This window comes from Armatimonadota bacterium, from assembly GCA_013359125.1.
Taxonomy (GTDB): Bacteria; Armatimonadota; Fimbriimonadia; order Fimbriimonadales; family GBS-DC; genus JABWCR01.
The window spans coordinates 71,545-87,149 of the sequence record JABWCR010000009.1 but is presented as its reverse complement, the minus strand read 5'-3'; the positions used below and the strand labels follow the sequence as shown (position 1 = coordinate 87,149).

Annotated in this window: 12 protein-coding genes; 10 read left to right on the top strand and 2 right to left on the bottom strand. The window is 59.1% G+C overall.

The genetic code is table 11. From position 1 onward, the window contains the following. Nucleotides 1–217: 217 nt before the first annotated feature. The 9 genes from sufB (at nucleotide 218) to HUU60_06090 (ending at nucleotide 11,768) form a co-directional block, all read left to right on the top strand. Complete coding sequence (sufB, locus tag HUU60_06130) at nucleotides 218–1,666, top strand: Fe-S cluster assembly protein SufB (GenBank protein ID NUL82285.1); 1,449 nt, start codon at nucleotides 218–220, stop codon at nucleotides 1,664–1,666. Nucleotides 1,667–1,694: 28 nt separating this feature from the next. Further along, nucleotides 1,695–2,459, top strand: a complete 765-nt coding sequence (sufC, locus tag HUU60_06125; GenBank protein ID NUL82284.1) for a Fe-S cluster assembly ATPase SufC — start codon at nucleotides 1,695–1,697, stop codon at nucleotides 2,457–2,459. A gap of 4 nt (nucleotides 2,460–2,463) precedes the next feature. After that, nucleotides 2,464–3,741 (top strand): Fe-S cluster assembly protein SufD, encoded by a 1,278-nt coding sequence (gene sufD / locus HUU60_06120; protein ID NUL82283.1) that lies wholly within the window; start codon nucleotides 2,464–2,466, stop codon nucleotides 3,739–3,741. Next, complete coding sequence (locus HUU60_06115) at nucleotides 3,741–4,181, top strand: SUF system NifU family Fe-S cluster assembly protein (protein NUL82282.1); 441 nt, start codon at nucleotides 3,741–3,743, stop codon at nucleotides 4,179–4,181. The genes sufD and HUU60_06115 overlap by 1 nt, the downstream gene beginning before the upstream one ends. A gap of 4 nt (nucleotides 4,182–4,185) precedes the next feature. Continuing rightward, nucleotides 4,186–4,506, top strand: a complete 321-nt coding sequence (locus HUU60_06110; protein ID NUL82281.1) for an SUF system Fe-S cluster assembly protein — start codon at nucleotides 4,186–4,188, stop codon at nucleotides 4,504–4,506. A gap of 90 nt (nucleotides 4,507–4,596) precedes the next feature. Beyond that, nucleotides 4,597–5,619 carry a quinolinate synthase NadA gene (nadA, locus tag HUU60_06105; GenBank protein ID NUL82280.1) on the top strand — a complete coding sequence of 341 codons (1,023 nt, stop codon included), beginning with the start codon at nucleotides 4,597–4,599 and terminating at the stop codon, nucleotides 5,617–5,619. Then, nucleotides 5,619–6,989: a ribosome biogenesis GTPase Der gene (gene der / locus HUU60_06100; protein ID NUL82279.1), complete on the top strand. Its 1,371-nt coding sequence runs from the start codon at nucleotides 5,619–5,621 to the stop codon at nucleotides 6,987–6,989. The genes nadA and der overlap by 1 nt, the downstream gene beginning before the upstream one ends. Nucleotides 6,990–7,333: 344 nt before the next feature. Further along, entirely contained in the window at nucleotides 7,334–10,282 is a 2,949-nt protein-coding gene (locus tag HUU60_06095) for a DUF1929 domain-containing protein (GenBank protein ID NUL82278.1), read from the top strand. 61 nt (nucleotides 10,283–10,343) lie between these two features. Beyond that, nucleotides 10,344–11,768, top strand: a complete 1,425-nt coding sequence (locus HUU60_06090; protein ID NUL82277.1) for a hypothetical protein — start codon at nucleotides 10,344–10,346, stop codon at nucleotides 11,766–11,768. Between the two features lie 383 nt (nucleotides 11,769–12,151). Here the strand turns inward: HUU60_06090 and HUU60_06085 are convergent, their stop codons facing one another. Beyond that, nucleotides 12,152–13,120: a hypothetical protein gene (locus HUU60_06085; protein ID NUL82276.1), complete on the bottom strand. Its 969-nt coding sequence runs from the start codon at nucleotides 13,118–13,120 to the stop codon at nucleotides 12,152–12,154. Nucleotides 13,121–13,267: 147 nt separating this feature from the next. Between HUU60_06085 and HUU60_06080 the strand changes: the two genes are divergently transcribed. Continuing rightward, the gene (locus tag HUU60_06080) at nucleotides 13,268–14,032 is read left to right on the top strand and encodes a DUF1559 domain-containing protein (protein ID NUL82275.1); all 765 of its coding nucleotides are present in this window, start codon (nucleotides 13,268–13,270) and stop codon (nucleotides 14,030–14,032) included. Here the strand turns inward: HUU60_06080 and HUU60_06075 are convergent. Continuing rightward, the gene (locus HUU60_06075) at nucleotides 14,029–15,369 is read right to left on the bottom strand and encodes an amidohydrolase family protein (protein NUL82274.1); all 1,341 of its coding nucleotides are present in this window, start codon (nucleotides 15,367–15,369) and stop codon (nucleotides 14,029–14,031) included. The genes HUU60_06080 and HUU60_06075 overlap by 4 nt on opposite strands. Between the last annotated feature and the right edge of the window lie 236 nt (nucleotides 15,370–15,605).

The window sequence follows — 15,605 nt, the reverse complement described above, 5'->3', positions numbered from 1 at the left end:
CCCGCCGCCGAGCGCACCAGCAAGCCTACCGCCGCCTGATGGCGACCCTATCCCTGATCGACAAGATCAAGGGTTGACATCTCCCGACCCGGCGCCCGATTGATTGGGGGGACGATGGAGAAGGAGCGGGCCCGGCTATTGTTGCTGACTGGCGACGGCAATTTATTTAGCATGGTAAAATAATCCAGCCGGACCGAGAGGCTGGCTGGAGGTTTGAATGGGAGCGCCGTCTACCTACAACATCGAAGAGTTAGCGACTCAAGAATATAAGTACGGGTTCGAGACCGAGATCGAGGCCGAGTTGGCGCCTAAGGGGCTCAACGAGGAGATCATCCGCCACATCTCGGAAAAGAAGGGCGAGCCGGAGTGGCTGTTGGAGTTTCGGCTCAAATCCTTCGCCAAGTGGCAGAGCATGGATTATCCGGAGTGGCCGAACGTCAAGTATCCCAAGCCGGACTTTCAGGACATTCACTATTACGCCGCGCCGAAGCCGAAAAAGCAATTGAGCAGTTTGGACGAAGTCGACCCTGAGCTTCTTCGCACCTTCGAGAAGCTCGGCATTTCTTTAGAAGAGCAGAAACTTCTGGCCGGAGTCGCGGTGGACGCTGTGTTCGATAGCGTTTCGGTCGCTACGACCTATAAGGAGAAGCTCTCGGAGTTGGGCATCATCTTCTGCAGTTTCTCGGAGGCTGTTCGAGAGCATCCCGAACTGGTGCGTCAGTATCTGGGTTCGGTCGTGCCTTACACGGACAATTTCTACGCCACGCTCAACTCGGCTGTTTTCACCGACGGCTCGTTCGTCTACGTGCCCAAGGGTGTGCGCTGTCCGATGGAGCTTTCCACCTACTTTAGGATCAATGCGCGCAACACGGGGCAGTTCGAGCGCACGCTGATCATCGCCGAAGAAGGCGCGTACGTTAGCTACTTGGAGGGGTGCACCGCGCCGATGCGCGACGAGAATCAGCTCCATGCGGCTGTAGTCGAGCTGATCGCGCACGAAAGCGCGACGATCAAGTATTCGACCGTGCAGAACTGGTATCCGGGCGATAAGGAAGGCGTGGGCGGCATCTTTAACTTTGTAACCAAGCGCGGCATTTGCCAAGGACGCAACTCCAAGATCACCTGGACGCAAGTCGAGACCGGTAGCGCCATCACTTGGAAGTACCCCAGCTGCATCCTCAAAGGCGACGGAAGCGTCGGCGAATTCTACTCCGTTGCGGTTACCAACAACTTCCAGCAAGCGGATACGGGCACGAAGATGGTGCACATCGGCAAGAACACCCGGAGCACGATCGTCTCCAAGGGCATCTCCGCCGGGCGCGGTCAGAACACTTATCGGGGTCTGGTCAAGATCAACAAGGGCGCCGACAATGCGAGGAACTATTCGCAGTGCGATTCGATGCTGATCGGCGACCGATGCGGCGCTCATACCTTCCCCTATATCGAGGTGAAGAACAAGACTGCCAGCGTCGAGCACGAGGCGTCCACATCGAAGATCGGCGAAGATCAGATTTTTTATTGCCGGCAGCGGGGCATCCCGACGGAAGACGCGGTCAACATGATCGTGAACGGTTTTTGCAAGGAAGTCTTTCGAGAGCTTCCCATGGAGTTTGCCGTCGAAGCGCAGAAGCTGCTGGGCATCAGTTTGGAAGGCAGCGTCGGATAATAGAAGTCAAACAGGAGACATCAAGAGAATGCTTGAGATAAGAAATCTGCACGTCAAGGTCGAGGACGCTACGATCCTCAAAGGCATCGACCTGAAGGTGGAACCGGGCGAGGTGCACGCCATCATGGGGCCGAACGGCTCGGGAAAGAGCACGCTCGCTAGGGTGATCGCCGGTCATCACGATTACGAGGTTGCCGAAGGCGAGATCGTCTACAACGGCCATGACCTTTTAGAGATGGAGCCGGAAGAGCGGGCGGCCGAAGGCGTGTTTATGGCTTTCCAGTATCCGGTCGAGATCCCCGGGGTCAATAATCTCTACTTTCTGAAGGCGGCTTACAACGCGGTTCGCAAGTATCGCGGCGAGCAAGAGTTGGACGCCGTCGAGTTTATGGCGCTGGCCAAGAAGCAGATGGCGCTTTTGAACATGGACCCCGAGATGCTGAAGCGACCCGTCAACGAGGGCTTCTCGGGCGGAGAGAAGAAGCGGAACGAGATTTTCCAGATGGCGGTGCTTCAGCCAAAACTCTGCGTATTGGACGAGACCGATTCGGGTCTTGATATCGATGCGCTTCAGGTGGTGGCCAACGGTGTCAACTCGCTGCGCTCGCCCGAGCGGTCGATCATCGTGGTTACGCACTATCAGCGGTTGCTCAACTACATCGTTCCCGATTATGTGCACGTGATGGCGGACGGGCGGATCGTCAAGTCGGGCGGCAAAGAGCTTGCGCTGGAGTTAGAAGAGAAGGGATATGGTTGGATCGACGCGGGCCGCGCTGTGGTGAGCGCGCTTTAGGACAATGGAAACGACTCTTGTAGCCGAACAGAACAGTTCGTTGGCCTCTCTTTATGAGGATGCCCGGTCGCAGTTGGGCGCCGAGCCCAGTTGGCTGACGGAATTGCGAGCCTCGGCTTGGGACGTTTTTCAGCGCAAGGGACTGCCGACCACCAAGATGGAGGATTGGCGATTTATGCCGCTCCATGTGCTTAAAGAGAACGACTTCAGGCTGGCTTCGCACGGTTCGATGGATGCAGTTCCAGGCGAGTGGTCGGCGCGCCTATCGATTGTGAACGGGCGATGCGTCGAGGTTGCGGGCGATTTGCCCGACGGGGCTGTTGTCTGCTCGTTGCGAGAGGCCGTCGAGCGAATGCCCGATCTGGTCGAGCGGTTTCTGGCCGTTCAAACGCCTCCTTCGACCCATGCGTTTGCGGCATTGAACGCGGCGCTCTTTTTGGACGGAGCGTTTGTGCACATTCCCAAGGGCGTCCGGATAGAGAAGCCGATTTTGATCGCTTACCGCTCGCAGGGCGCGGGCACGGCTAATTTCCCAAGAGCATTGGTCATCGCCGAAGAATCGGCCGAGGCCGTGATCGTCGAAGAGTTTCTCAGCAGCGGCTTGACATGGACGAGCCCGGTTACGGAGATTTTCGTCTCACCGAACGCCCATGTCGAGCATGTCAGGCTCCAGCGAGAGTCATTGGAGGCGATTCACCTGGCGTCGATGGGGGTTTACATCGAGCGGGATGCGGTTGCCGCGTCGCAATCGATCAGCTTTGGCGGGGCCTTGGCAAGGCTAGACATCGGGGCTAAATTGGACGGCGAAAACATCGATTGCACCTTGAACGGCTTGTACTTTGCCGGGCAGGATCAGTTGGTCGGCAACTTCACCTCGATCGACCATGCGATGCCCAACTGCCAGAGCCATGAACTTTACAAAGGGATTTTGGACGCAAACGGCAAGGGCGTTTTTACGGGCAAGATTTTTGTGCGGCAGGATGCTCAGAAGACGGACGCCAAGCAGACCAACCAAGCGCTGTTGCTCTCAGAGGACGCTCAGATCAACTCGAAGCCGCAGCTCGAGATTTTTGCAGACGACGTCAAGTGCACGCACGGCGCGACGGTCGGCTATCTAGAGCAGGACCCCCTCTTCTACCTGCGTTCGCGCGGCATCCCGAAGCGAGATGCAGAGAGCATCTTGGTCTTCGCCTTTGCCAACGACCTTGTGCAGCGCATACCGGTGGAATCGATCCGCGATCAGTTGGAGAGTTGGCTGTTCGAACGCCTTAAAACGGCCTAATGAACGAGATTGACGAGCTTTATCAAGAGACCATCTTGGATCACAATCGCACGCCGCGCAACTATGGCCGGTTGGCCGAGTTTAACCGTCGGGCGGACGGCTACAATCCATTGTGCGGGGATCGGATAACGGTCTATGCCCAGGTGGACGGCGAGACTTTGAGCGCGGTCGGTTTCGAATCGGTCGGATGCGCCATTTCGAAGGCCTCGGCGTCGATGATGACCGAGGCATTGAAGGGCAAGGCGATCTCGGAAGTGGATCAGCTGTTCGCCATTTTTCACCGGCTGATCACGACTGGCGAGGATGGCGAGGAACTGGGCAAACTGGCGGCCTTCGGGGGCATCAGTTCTTATCCGACGCGGGTCAAGTGCGCCAGCCTGGCTTGGCACGCGCTACAGGCGGCGATCCATGATCAGACCGAACGGGTAACCACGGAGTAAAGGAATGTCTGGATTAGATACCGTCGTATTGCGAAACAACGTTGTGGAAGCGCTGCATCAGATCTATGATCCCGAAATCCCGATCAACATCTATGACCTAGGGTTGATCTACGACGTGGATGTGAAGGCTGAGGGCGACGTGCACGTGCAGATGACGCTGACGACGCCCGCCTGTCCGGTGGCCGGATCGTTGCCGGGAGAGGTGGAGCAGCACGTCCGAGAGGTCGAGGGCGTGCGGGACGTGGTGGTCGAACTGGTTTGGGACCCGCCCTGGACCCCCGACCTGTTGACCGACGAGGCGAAGTTAGAGTTGGGCCTGCTTTAGGGTAGAATTAGGCGTAAACCACATTCGCGGCGGACAACATCCCCGCTCGGATTGCCCGGGCTGTTCGTCGCAAAGAGCACGAGGAGAATCATGAAAACCGAGACGGGGCGACCTCTCTACACGGCGGCCTCGCGCGCCATCGAAGAAGACAGCGATATCCCCCATCTTTCGCGGGACGAGTTGATCGAGCGCATCAACACATTAAGAATCGAACGGCAGGCGGTGATTCTGTCGCACAACTACCAGATTCCAGATATTCAGGATATAGCCGACTTCGTGGGCGATTCGTTGCAGCTGAGCCAAGAGGCTGCTCGTACGGAGGCGAGGCTGATCGTGTTCTGCGGCGTGCACTTTATGGCGGAGACGGCGGCCGTCTTGTGTCCGGACAAGCGGGTGCTGATTCCCGATCTGGAGGCTGGCTGTTCGTTGGCGGCAACGATCACGGCGGAACAGCTGCGGGCATGGAAGGCCGAGCATCCGGGCGCGGTCGTGGTGGCCTACGTCAACACCGACGCCGAGGTGAAGGCCGAGTCGGATTACTGCTGCACATCGAGCAACGCCGCCAAGGTCGTGCAATCGATTCCTGAGGACAGGGAGATACTGTTCCTGCCCGATATGTTCCTCGGATACTATGTGCAAAGGGTTACGGGCCGCAAGATGCATTTGTGGCCGGGCGAGTGCCATGTCCATGCGGGCTTTCGACCGGAGCGCGTGATGGAGATGATGGAGAAGCATCCCGACGCCGATTTTTTGATCCATCCCGAGTGCGGTTGCGTGTCGCAATGCATGACGGCGCTGGCGGAAGGCGACTTGCCCAAGGATCGGACGTTTGTGCTGAGCACGGGCGGAATGGTGCGACATGCCAAGGAGACGAGCCAGCCGGTTACGCTGGTCGCGACCGAAGTGGGCATCCTGCATCAGCTTCAAAAGGCGGCGCCGGGCAAGACTTTTCTGCCGGTTAAGGCCGATGCGATTTGCCAATACATGAAGACCATCAACCTGCCGAAGCTTTATCGATCGCTGAGGGACGACGTTTACGAGGTTACCGTGCCGAAGGAGATCGCCGACAAGGCGAGGCTGGCCATAGAAAGGATGGTATCGATCGCCGCCTAATGGAAACCTCTGCCCCTGCCAAGACGCGACCGCCCGTTGTGGCGATTGTGGGCCGCCCGAACGTGGGCAAGTCCACTCTTTTTAACCGCCTGATCGGCAAGCGAGCGGCGATCGTCGAGGATACGCCGGGAGTAACCCGAGATCGGCTCTATCACGAAGCGGAATGGCAGGACAAGGCTTACGGCGTGATCGATACGGGCGGCATCCTGTTCGGCGAGGACGATCCCTTGATCGAGCAGGTGCGCGTGCAGGCCGAGATCGCGATTTCCGAGGCCGATCTGATCCTTTTCTTGGTGGACGGCAAGGAGGGTATCCATCCGGCCGATCTGGAAGTGGCCGATATGCTTCGCAAGGGTCGAAAGCCGGTGTTGCTGTTGGTGAACAAGGCGGACGCCCCGGATCGATGGGCGATGGTGGCGGCAGACTTTCATGCGATGGGGCTTGGGGCTCCAATGCCTGTCTCGTCTATGCACGGGCATGGGGTGGCCGAAGTTCTCGACGCGATATTCGAGCGCGCGCCGGAAGTGCCGTTCGAAGAAGACCTGAGCGACAATCTGCCTATCGCGATCGTTGGCCGTCCGAACGTTGGAAAATCGTCGTTGCTGAACGCGGTTTTGGGCGAGGCGAGGGCGATCGTATCGGAGATTCCGGGCACGACGCGAGATGCGGTCGATACGGCCTTTGAGTGGAAAGGGCAGTCCCTGACATTGATCGACACTGCCGGTTTGAAAAGGCCCGGCAAGGTGCAGCGCACGCTGGAGTATTACGCGCAGTTGCGGGCAGAACGAGCAATCCAGCGCGCGGACGCGGCGGTTGTGGTGATCGACGGGCAACAGGGGATCACGCACGGGGATAAACGGGTGGCGCAGTACGCGCACGACGGCGGCAAGGCGATCGTATGGGCGGTCAACAAGTGGGACTTGATCGAGCCGCCGGACGGCCAGCCAAGAAAGAGGAGCGCGGTCAAGCAGGATTTTGCGACGATGATGCGCGAGCAGTCGCCGTCGTTTGCCTATGCGCCGGTCTGCTTCGTTTCGGCTCTAAAGCGCACTGGCATTGGGGCGATGCTCGATACGGCGATGGAGGCGGCGGACGCCGCGGCCTTTAGGATCGGCACAGGCGAATTGAACACGATTATCCAAGAGGCGATATTCGAGCGACCGCTCTCAAGGCGCGGGCGGATTTTGAAGGTTTACTATGCGACGATGCCTGCGGTGCGACCGCCAACGATCGTGCTGTTTGTGAACGACGAGGAGCTGGCGCACTTTTCGTACATTAGGTATTTAGAAAACGCGATCCGGCGACACTATCCGTATGTCGGTTCGCAATTAAAGATCATCGCCCGGCCCGCGCACGAGAAGAAGGGATAATTGGGGCTCTCCCTGGAGCTTGGCGGCTGTTCCAGGGAGAGTTTGGGGAGGGACGCGCCGGGGCCGAGGAGTGTCCGCGGCGAGTCATGGATTCAATTCTCTCTATGTTCACACTTCTTAGCCTACCGGCGCTACCGTTAACGGCGCGTTAAAGGGTTGCTCTGCGTAGGAACCTTTACAAAAGCTTAAAGCCAGGCTAGATCTGAGCTGGGTTATGTCAAGAAAGTGTTAGAAGGAATAGCTTTACCAGGATCGAAAGAATCGGGTTACAATCTAAACAGGAGGTTTCTGGACATGCTAACGTCTTCAACGCAACGCAACGCAACGCATCCTCCGACCAGTCTTTGCGCGCTTATCATCGCGCTCCGACCGCTCGGAGGCTTAAGCTGACCGTCCTCTGTGCGCTTGCCGTTCTTTTCCTCTCCCAGCCCCCTCAAGCCCCTGGGCAAAACCTGTACGGCACGACGGGCAAGTGGGACTTTCTCTATCACGGCTACTACAACTCGCCCTTCGACTACATGGAAGGCACGACCCTCAATCCGCGCCCGGTCAGGTGGCGCGAGCACCACTGGGGCTTCACGACCTCCTTGTTCGCGCCGTACAACGACGCCTCAAGCCCCTTTCGCGACTTTGAATCGGCCGAGAGCGTCAGTTTGGCCGGCGCTCGCGAGCGCGCGCGAGAGATTCGAGACACCTTCGGCGTGCACGCCGTGCTTTTGCCCGGCAGGCTGACTTTGCCCGAATCGGGCGGCCAGCAAGAGGGCCGTGGAACGGTCATGCTCATCGGTCGCGGGGATCAGTCAAGGCCGTTCGAGACCATGACCGTCTACACCCACAGTTGGAACGCCCACCTCTTGTGGCGGCATGCTTGGGACAAAGCGCTCTATCCAAACGCTGCCCAGCGCCATATGTTTGGATTCATCGGCTATTCGAGGGATTGGCAAGTCGAGAACCACTCGGAGTTTCAAGCATTCGCCTGGTCCTCTAATCTCTTCTGCAGCGGCCACACGGTTCTCGACGACGGCAGACTCTTTGTGGCGGGCGGCAGCTACCATCCGCCGGGGCATAACGAACCCACGCACGGGCTCTATTCCCTCTTTGCTTACAATGTCGAGCAGTGGCGAAACTTCTCATCGACGAACAACTACCTGAATCAAGCCGGCTGGAAAGGTTCGGCGGCGCCGTCGCCGGATACTCTTCCGACCATGTCCGAAAAGCGATGGTACGCCTCGCCGCTCCTCTTGCAGGACGGCTCGGCGCTCGTTGTCGGCGGCATCGACAATACTGGAGGCTCGTTCTACTGCGTCGATCAAACAACCGGCAAGCCTCGCTTCACCAGAAACTACGACCTTTACCATCCTCACACGAACCAACTGACGACTTACTTCCTCGACAAGGACGACTCGTGCTCGCCGCCGCACTGGTTTACAAACTTTAACGTCAACGACGAGCGGCCCGCGCTGGGCAACGAGTATCCTCGGCTTCACCTGGTCAGCTTCCTGGACGGCCAGGGTCAAGCGACCTCCCGAGCGACCTACAACGGCCCGCTCTATCCCGTCTACGTGCTCAACTCCCATCAGAAAGTTCCAGGGTGCGCGCCGGAGCAGAGCGCATGGGACTGGAAGCGAAAGGTCGGCAACGGCCCGGGCGAAACCGCCTATCCGACGATCACGCGGAGCGGCTTGGCGACCGTGCTGCTACCGCGCAGAGACGGCTCGTCCAACCCACAGAGCGTCGCAGGCCAGACGCTTAACCAAGTCGCACGGATTGGCGGAAACCAGGCCTGCGCGCCCCACGCCGGAGACGACTTCGCCAGAGTCTACACGTACGAGCACAGCGCGGATCATGCGGGCTCTCACCATACAAAGACCGCTTCCGCGCCGATGGGTTCCTTCCCGCCAGGCCGTCCGGGCGCCAAGTATCCCAGCGCGGTCCTCTTGCCCACGGGCGATCTGTTCGTGGGCGGCGGCATGAAGCATGCCAACGACGCCGGCTGCGCATGGCAGATGGGTCAGCACGTTCGATACGAGTCCGATCTCGTCAAGCCGAGCGTTTCGGGCGGAGGTTGGACCGGGGCGACGTGGAGCGCGATGGAGCCGATGTCGAACGCGGACATCGACCAGACTTTCCCCCTTCATAACGAGACCCATGCGAACGATTACAACCGAGGACTTCTAACTCCCGACGGCGCCCGGATGTACCATTCCACCATGATCCTGTTGCCCGACGGTCGAATTTTAGCGACGGGCACGGACATGGACTCGCACGAGGGCGATGATGCCTATTGGAACACTGGGGCGCCCTGGCCGGGCGGAGTCGATCCCCGGGATCGTCATCGCCGCGCGCGCAATCTCTATCCGACAATCTTTTCGCCGCCCTACCTGTTCAAGGTGGTCGAAGGCCAGCACGTTCGGATCGACGACTCGACGGACCGCCCTCGGATCACGGCCCAAACGCTGGAAGAGGCGGATTACGGCCAAACGATCGGCGTGAGCTATGCGCTGCCGAGCGGCCGACAGATTCAGTCGGCGCACCTGGTTCGACCCGGCTCGGTGACCCATTCGGTCGACTTCGACCAGCGACTGGTGCGGCTGAACTTCTCGCCTTCCACGGGCTCGCAAGACTCGTCCGGCACGCTGACGGTTACGATGCCTTGGTCGCCTCACGTCGCGCCGCCGGGATGGTACATGCTGTTTTTGGTCGACACGGCGGGCGTGCCCTCGATTGCGACGTGGGTCCGCGCGAAGCCGGTCGTTTTTCCTCAGTGCGATATCGAGGAGCCCGGCGAGATGGAGTTTCAGTTCGAAGGCTCTGAAGGCGAGTCCGAACTGACCGAGGAAGAGGCGCTTGACGCGCCGGCATGGCGCGAACTGTCCATGCCGCCCGTGGAAGTTCAAGCGCGCGACCGCGCGAGCGGCCTCTTGCTCCGGGTCTACCGCCTGTCGATCACGGGCGTCGGTCCGGACGGCTTGGCGCGATCGCCGCTCTATTCGACGCTGCCGACGGGCCGCTACGAGTTCTACATTCCGCCCCAGCAGGGCTATCTAGGCAAGCGGTTCGAGGCCGATCTGGGTCCGGGCGCTCGCGCCTTCGTGGCGCTCCGTTCGGGCGACGCTAACGGCGACGACGTCGTCGATTCGGCCGACCTTGCGCTGGCGACCGCCCAGATCGGCAGACAGAGCGACCGTCGAAACGGCGAGTTTCTGCAAGCCGATCTGAACAAGGACGGCCAGGTCGACGCCGCCGACGTCGAGATCGCGCTGCGCAACCTAGGCCGCCGGGGAGACCGATGACGAACTGGCTTGGAGGCGGCTTTCGCCGCCCCCGGTGTCCGCAAACAATGGGAATGCGATCATGATCCGAGTTTTCGCTTGTTTGGTCCTTCTTTCAGTCGGCGTCGCGAACGCCCAACTGAGACTTCAATGGCACGCGCCCCCTTCCGGCAGCGGCACCATCATCGAAGACGGAGCGTTCGACCGCGCAGGCAATCTGCTTCTCGTCGGCTCGGCCAATTACTCGAGTTCGGTGATAATGGCGAAGGTCGCTCCGTCCGGCCGCCTATTGTGGGCTCGCTTGATAAGCATTGGCAGCGGAGGCAACCTGTCGACGATCGTCGTCTTGCCCGACGATTCCTTTGTAACGGCAGGATCCTATAGAGTCGGCGGCGCTTTGGGCACGGTTGTGCTGAAGCGATCGCCGTCCGGCGAATACATTCGATCCCTGTTCGTGCCCGACACCAATCCTGACACAGTCGAAGTCAGGCGCGGACCGAACGACACCTTGGCTCTGATGACCAGTTGGTGGAACCTGCGCATCATTACGCTCTCGATCGATCACGATTTGAACGTGCGCTGGCGCCGAGACTATCGGCCCTTGACCGCTCTCATCTACTTGGGCGGAGGAGGCAGAACGACGGACTCCATCATCGCGAGGATTCCGCGAGCCTACGTCAACAGTAGAACCTTTCCTTACTTGGTCGTCTATGATCATAATGGCACACTTCTGAACTCTCAAGCCTTGCTGCCCGATTCGATCGAAGGCGCTGCAGGGAGCAGCATGCTGGCTCTTCGCAACTCTCACGAGGTCTATGCCGGACTGTTTGCCCTAGGGCCGGACGGCTGGCGCAACCACCTATTTGGCTTCGACGCCTATGCGGGGCAGTTGTGGCACACTTCCTTCGAGCCGACCGATTCGCTCTCGGCCTCCAGCTTTCGCGTGTGGTTCGATCCGCTCGACCGCCTGATGGCGGTCTGGAACGACCAAAGCGGGTTTCGCGTCCTGTTGCACATTGATAAGGAGACGGGACAGGTCGTCCGCGGCCAACCCTTGCCGTTGCCCGGTATTCATCAACGGGAGGGTTACGGCCTGTTTCTAAGCGACGCCCGCGGCGCAGTATATTGCATCGGCGTGGGCTACGACGGCAACTTCGCGAATCTTCGGCAGATGGCGCTCAAATTGGATCGAAACCTCAGGCCCGTCTGGCACCAATGGTTGACCGTATCCGCCCTTGTGTCCTGGTCAACATACGACCGCGGCCATCTCTACATCATGTCCTACGGCTCCTCCGCCCCCGCTCCCCTCTCCAAGTACAAAATCCTCCCCGTCTTTAGCGAGGGGGACGTGAACGGCGACGAATGCATCGACGACGCCGACCTGGCCAAACTGCTGGAAGGCTACGGCACGGCCGACCCCTCGCTCGACCTGAACGCCGACGGCATTGTCGACGGGAGGGACTTAGAAGAGCTCCTCCACAACTTCGGCCTCGGCTGCGAGGGATAGCGTTTGTTCCCTGTACGCGTCGCCGCTTAAGCCTGAGGCAGACCGAGATGGCAGTCTGAGAGCGACCTTAAGAAAAAAGCGGCGCGGGCAATCCGCCCGCGCCGCCCCCTCCTTTACTTAAACGCAGACGGACTTCGCTGAACGTAGCCCCTAACGACGCATCGATTCTATCCCGGAAAGGGTTCAGCGGAGGTTAAATCGCAAAGCGTTGATTCAACCTTAACGAGCGTTCTCAGAGTCAATCTTGGCAAGGCTTGCTTGCTCAAGCGGCTCTGCGGAGGTCATCGAGGCTCTCCCTGGAGCTTGGCGGCTGTTCCAGGGAGAGTTTGGGGAGGGACGCGCCTGGACCGAGGAGTATCCGCGGCGAGTCATGGGTTGTTAAATCAGCATCCGGCCCCGAAATTGGCCAGGGTCAGAGCTAGATCGGAGTCATCGACCACTCCGTCGCCATTGAAGTCGGCGGGAAGTTTGCAGCCGGACATGCCGAACGATTCGAGCACGATAGCCAGATCGACATCGTCTACGCATCCGTCGAAGTTGACATCGCCAGCGACGGGGGCCTTCATGCCGAGGTTGTCGTTACCGGGGTTGGGGGCTGCGCCTATTGGGAGCGTGCCGTTGACCACGCGATTCGTCGCGTTAAAAGAGTACGGCCCGAAGTCGCCCGCGCCTGAGGCGCGACCGGTGTCACAAGCGATCCAGTTGTCGCCGCCGAACCAATAGAGCCCGTCCGGCTCCCAAATGCTTCCGTCAGCTCGCTGCCTAGCGGATTCGGGAACTTCTATTCCGTTCAAAGCGGTCGCATAGACGCGGTCGGTAACGCCCGGCATGGTGTTGTCTCCGTCGAGCCAACCGATCGCGTCGAAGGCGCGATCCCAAAGCGGATTGTCGATAACGCCGTCATCGTTTGTGTCGACGTCGTCGCCGACTTGGCCCGTAAAGTTGCAGACTATTGCGACCGTATAGGAGTCGTTGCCCATGCCTGCAAGGGTAAAGCCGTCGTTCGCCACTAAGACAGTGGTATCGGGCGAAGCCTCGGGCAGAAGCATGACGGCCGAGTCTCGAAGCAGGAACAGACCGTTGGAACCTGTGCTCAGCCAGTTGCCGTTGTCGTCGCGCAACGGGACGGCCCAGTGGATGTTGCCCGGGTTGAACTCGCCCTCTCCATCGATGCCGATCACCCAGACGTTGGTCAGATCGTAGTTGGGCTGCGAGCTTCGGATTTCAACATACTCGCGGCCGACATCGGGGGAGCCTGGGGGATTGACGCACGTCTCGGACATTCTCAGCTGCGCCTGCGAGGTTGCGATCAGTGCGACCATCGCCAAAGGCGCCCAGCAATTCTTGATCATTTTTAGAAACCCTCCGTTTCGATTGTCAGCGGAGCTGACTGTCTGTGAGGCTACCGCTGGGCAAGTTAAGATGCGATTAAAGGAGGGCGAACTTAACAAAGGCTTAACGGCTTGCTTGGTAACCTGTGGCCGTCAAGGAGGACGTCTATGAAAAAGGGATTCACGTTGATCGAACTGCTCGTCGTGATCGCCATCATTGCAATACTGGCCGGTATCTTGTTCCCCGTGTTCGCTCAGACGCGGGAGAAGGCGCGGCAGACTCTATGCCTGTCCAATCAGAAGCAGATCGGGCTCGCCTCGCAGATGTACATGCAGGATTACAATGAGATGTTCTTCAGCCACGAGCGGTCTTTGAGCGGAACCGCCCGCACCTGGCAGGAAGATTGGTGGATGTACCTATTGATGCCTTACACAAAGATGAAGGTCGGTGAGAAGACGGGCAATAAGGATAATTTCTTCAACTGTCCCAGCAATCCGACCTATGTCGAGTTGACCGGCACGCGGCCGTTGGCCGAATGGAACGTTACCATGAACCCGGCTACGCGCCGATACGAACTGTGGCTGAGCTACGCCGTCTCCGAGCATATTTTCAAAGATCCTTTCTTTGGGGCTTGGGAGGAGCCGTCCACCTCTTTCTTTATGTTAGAGATCAGAAACAAAGGCGGCGGACAGGGCGCTTTGGCCGCTGGCGATACCGACATCGATTGCACGCAAACGAACGAGACCTGGTGCGGCCACATGGGCGGCGCAAACTTTCTCTTTGTTGACGGTCACAGCAAGTGGCACAAGTGCGTCTATCGGGGCACGGAAGAGCAGGCGCGAGTTACGGCCGCCATGTGGATCTATCCGATTTGGTGCGGACCGGACGATAATTATCCGATCGGTCCTTGGTCGCCTCGCGCTGGAGACTAGCCGCCGAATTTTTGGTTGGGCCGGCGGCCGGGCTCTGACTTCCAGACCCAGCCGTATCGCGCATTGGACGGTTGAGGGTCTTCCAAGTAGGCCGCGCGCTTTTTGGTCAGCTTGTCCTCTTTGATCGATTTCATGGATTCTTGGGGATCGATGCCAAAGAGGCGCGCGGCGTTGAGGCCCAGGATTTTGTCCTTGATGGCATCGGTCAGTTGGGGGTATTTGTGCTTTTCGATCAGTTCGTCCTTGATCTTGATGCGGCGCAGGCGGACGATCTGGCTCTGGGGGCTGCCGTTCCAGATGCTGTCGGTGCCCCAAAGGATGCGGTTTTCGCCATCGGGGACTTGGAGCATCTGTCCCAAGAGGTGCATGCAGACTTCGGGCTGATAGGCGCTGGTCATGTCGAAGGTGGCGCCGAGCTCAAAGTAGACGTTTTTGACCTTCGGATTGTCCTTGAGGTCTTTGACCAGGTCGCTGGTCCAAGCGATGTAGGCCGGGTCGGTCGCCTCGCCTTCGCGGGGTCGTAGGGGGCGAAAGCCTCTGAACCCAGAGTGGTAGGCGATGAAGTTGAGGTTGGGAAAGTCCTTGGCGGCCTTAATCAGATCTTTCGGTTTGCAATGCTCTTCATTGAAGACGCCGAGAGGCAGACCCTTGTGCACACAGACGTTCTTGACGCCCAACTTCTCCGTAAGCGCCCAGAAGGGGTAGGCGACTTTCTCGTCGTCCATCCACCAGGCGTTCTTGCCCGTCTCGGCGCCGGTATAGACTTTCCAAGCGTCGATTTTCAGCTCTTTGACCTGGCGTTCGAGTTCTTCGAGCTCCTTGCCGCCCAGATTTGGGCGGATGAGGCCGTGGCTAAGGGCGCGTTTGCTCCCGGCCAAGTCGTTGACGTGCTTGCGCGTGGCGACCATGCGGTCGGGCGGCAAGGGGTTGGCGTCCCAGGTAGCCGTGGGCACGCCGCTGACGATGACCATTTTGGTATCGGAGTCCATAAAGATCTCTTTGACGTAATGGTCTCGGTTGAGCAATTCGAGCGCCTCTTTGGTCGATTTGGCCGAGGGTCGGAAGGTGCGGAAGAAGTTGGCGGACAGGTTGCCTTCGGGCGTTTTTGAATACCACTCGCTTTCTACGTCCACGTGGTGCGTCTGCACGTCGAAGATGAATTGGTTTTGAGGCTCGTTTGCGGCAAAGGCGTCTGGGTCGTCGGCTTCTTCCATCGAGACTCTGAAACTGTCGCCGAAGACTTGGTTCATGGCGATAAGCGAGACGGCCATGCCGCCGCCCGTGCGCAAGAACTGTCGCCGGGTCATGCCTAGCTTTGCGGCTTTCTCGGCGGCCATTTGGAGGGCTCTTGCGGCCATCTCCCTTTGTTGGGGCGATTGAGGCGGCGGTATGAACTCTTCGTTAGAGACGATTTGCGTTGGGATTGGGAGGGGCGAGTCTTCTTCGGAATCGATCTGGCAGCGTCGGATCCACATGGATGATGGGTTCGATAAGCGGGCCGCGGCTCCTGTTTCCGTGTCGGATTCGAGCCCAAAATTGTGCTACATCTTGATTTTTTCCCGTTCGGCGTAGC

What these genes read in the sequence shown, in the direction of transcription:
- sufB (NUL82285.1), top strand. Translation starts at nt 218, where the DNA reads ATGGGAGCGCCGTCTACCTACAACATCGAAGAGTTAGCGACTCAAGAA.
- sufC (NUL82284.1), top strand. Translation starts at nt 1,695, where the DNA reads ATGCTTGAGATAAGAAATCTGCACGTCAAGGTCGAGGACGCTACGATC.
- sufD (NUL82283.1), top strand. Translation starts at nt 2,464, where the DNA reads ATGGAAACGACTCTTGTAGCCGAACAGAACAGTTCGTTGGCCTCTCTT.
- HUU60_06115 (NUL82282.1), top strand. Translation starts at nt 3,741, where the DNA reads ATGAACGAGATTGACGAGCTTTATCAAGAGACCATCTTGGATCACAAT.
- HUU60_06110 (NUL82281.1), top strand. Translation starts at nt 4,186, where the DNA reads ATGTCTGGATTAGATACCGTCGTATTGCGAAACAACGTTGTGGAAGCG.
- nadA (NUL82280.1), top strand. Translation starts at nt 4,597, where the DNA reads ATGAAAACCGAGACGGGGCGACCTCTCTACACGGCGGCCTCGCGCGCC.
- der (NUL82279.1), top strand. Translation starts at nt 5,619, where the DNA reads ATGGAAACCTCTGCCCCTGCCAAGACGCGACCGCCCGTTGTGGCGATT.
- HUU60_06090 (NUL82277.1), top strand. Translation starts at nt 10,344, where the DNA reads ATGATCCGAGTTTTCGCTTGTTTGGTCCTTCTTTCAGTCGGCGTCGCG.
- HUU60_06085 (NUL82276.1), bottom strand. Translation starts at nt 13,120, where the DNA reads ATGATCAAGAATTGCTGGGCGCCTTTGGCGATGGTCGCACTGATCGCA.
- HUU60_06080 (NUL82275.1), top strand. Translation starts at nt 13,268, where the DNA reads ATGAAAAAGGGATTCACGTTGATCGAACTGCTCGTCGTGATCGCCATC.
- HUU60_06075 (NUL82274.1), bottom strand. Translation starts at nt 15,369, where the DNA reads ATGGCCGCCGAGAAAGCCGCAAAGCTAGGCATGACCCGGCGACAGTTC.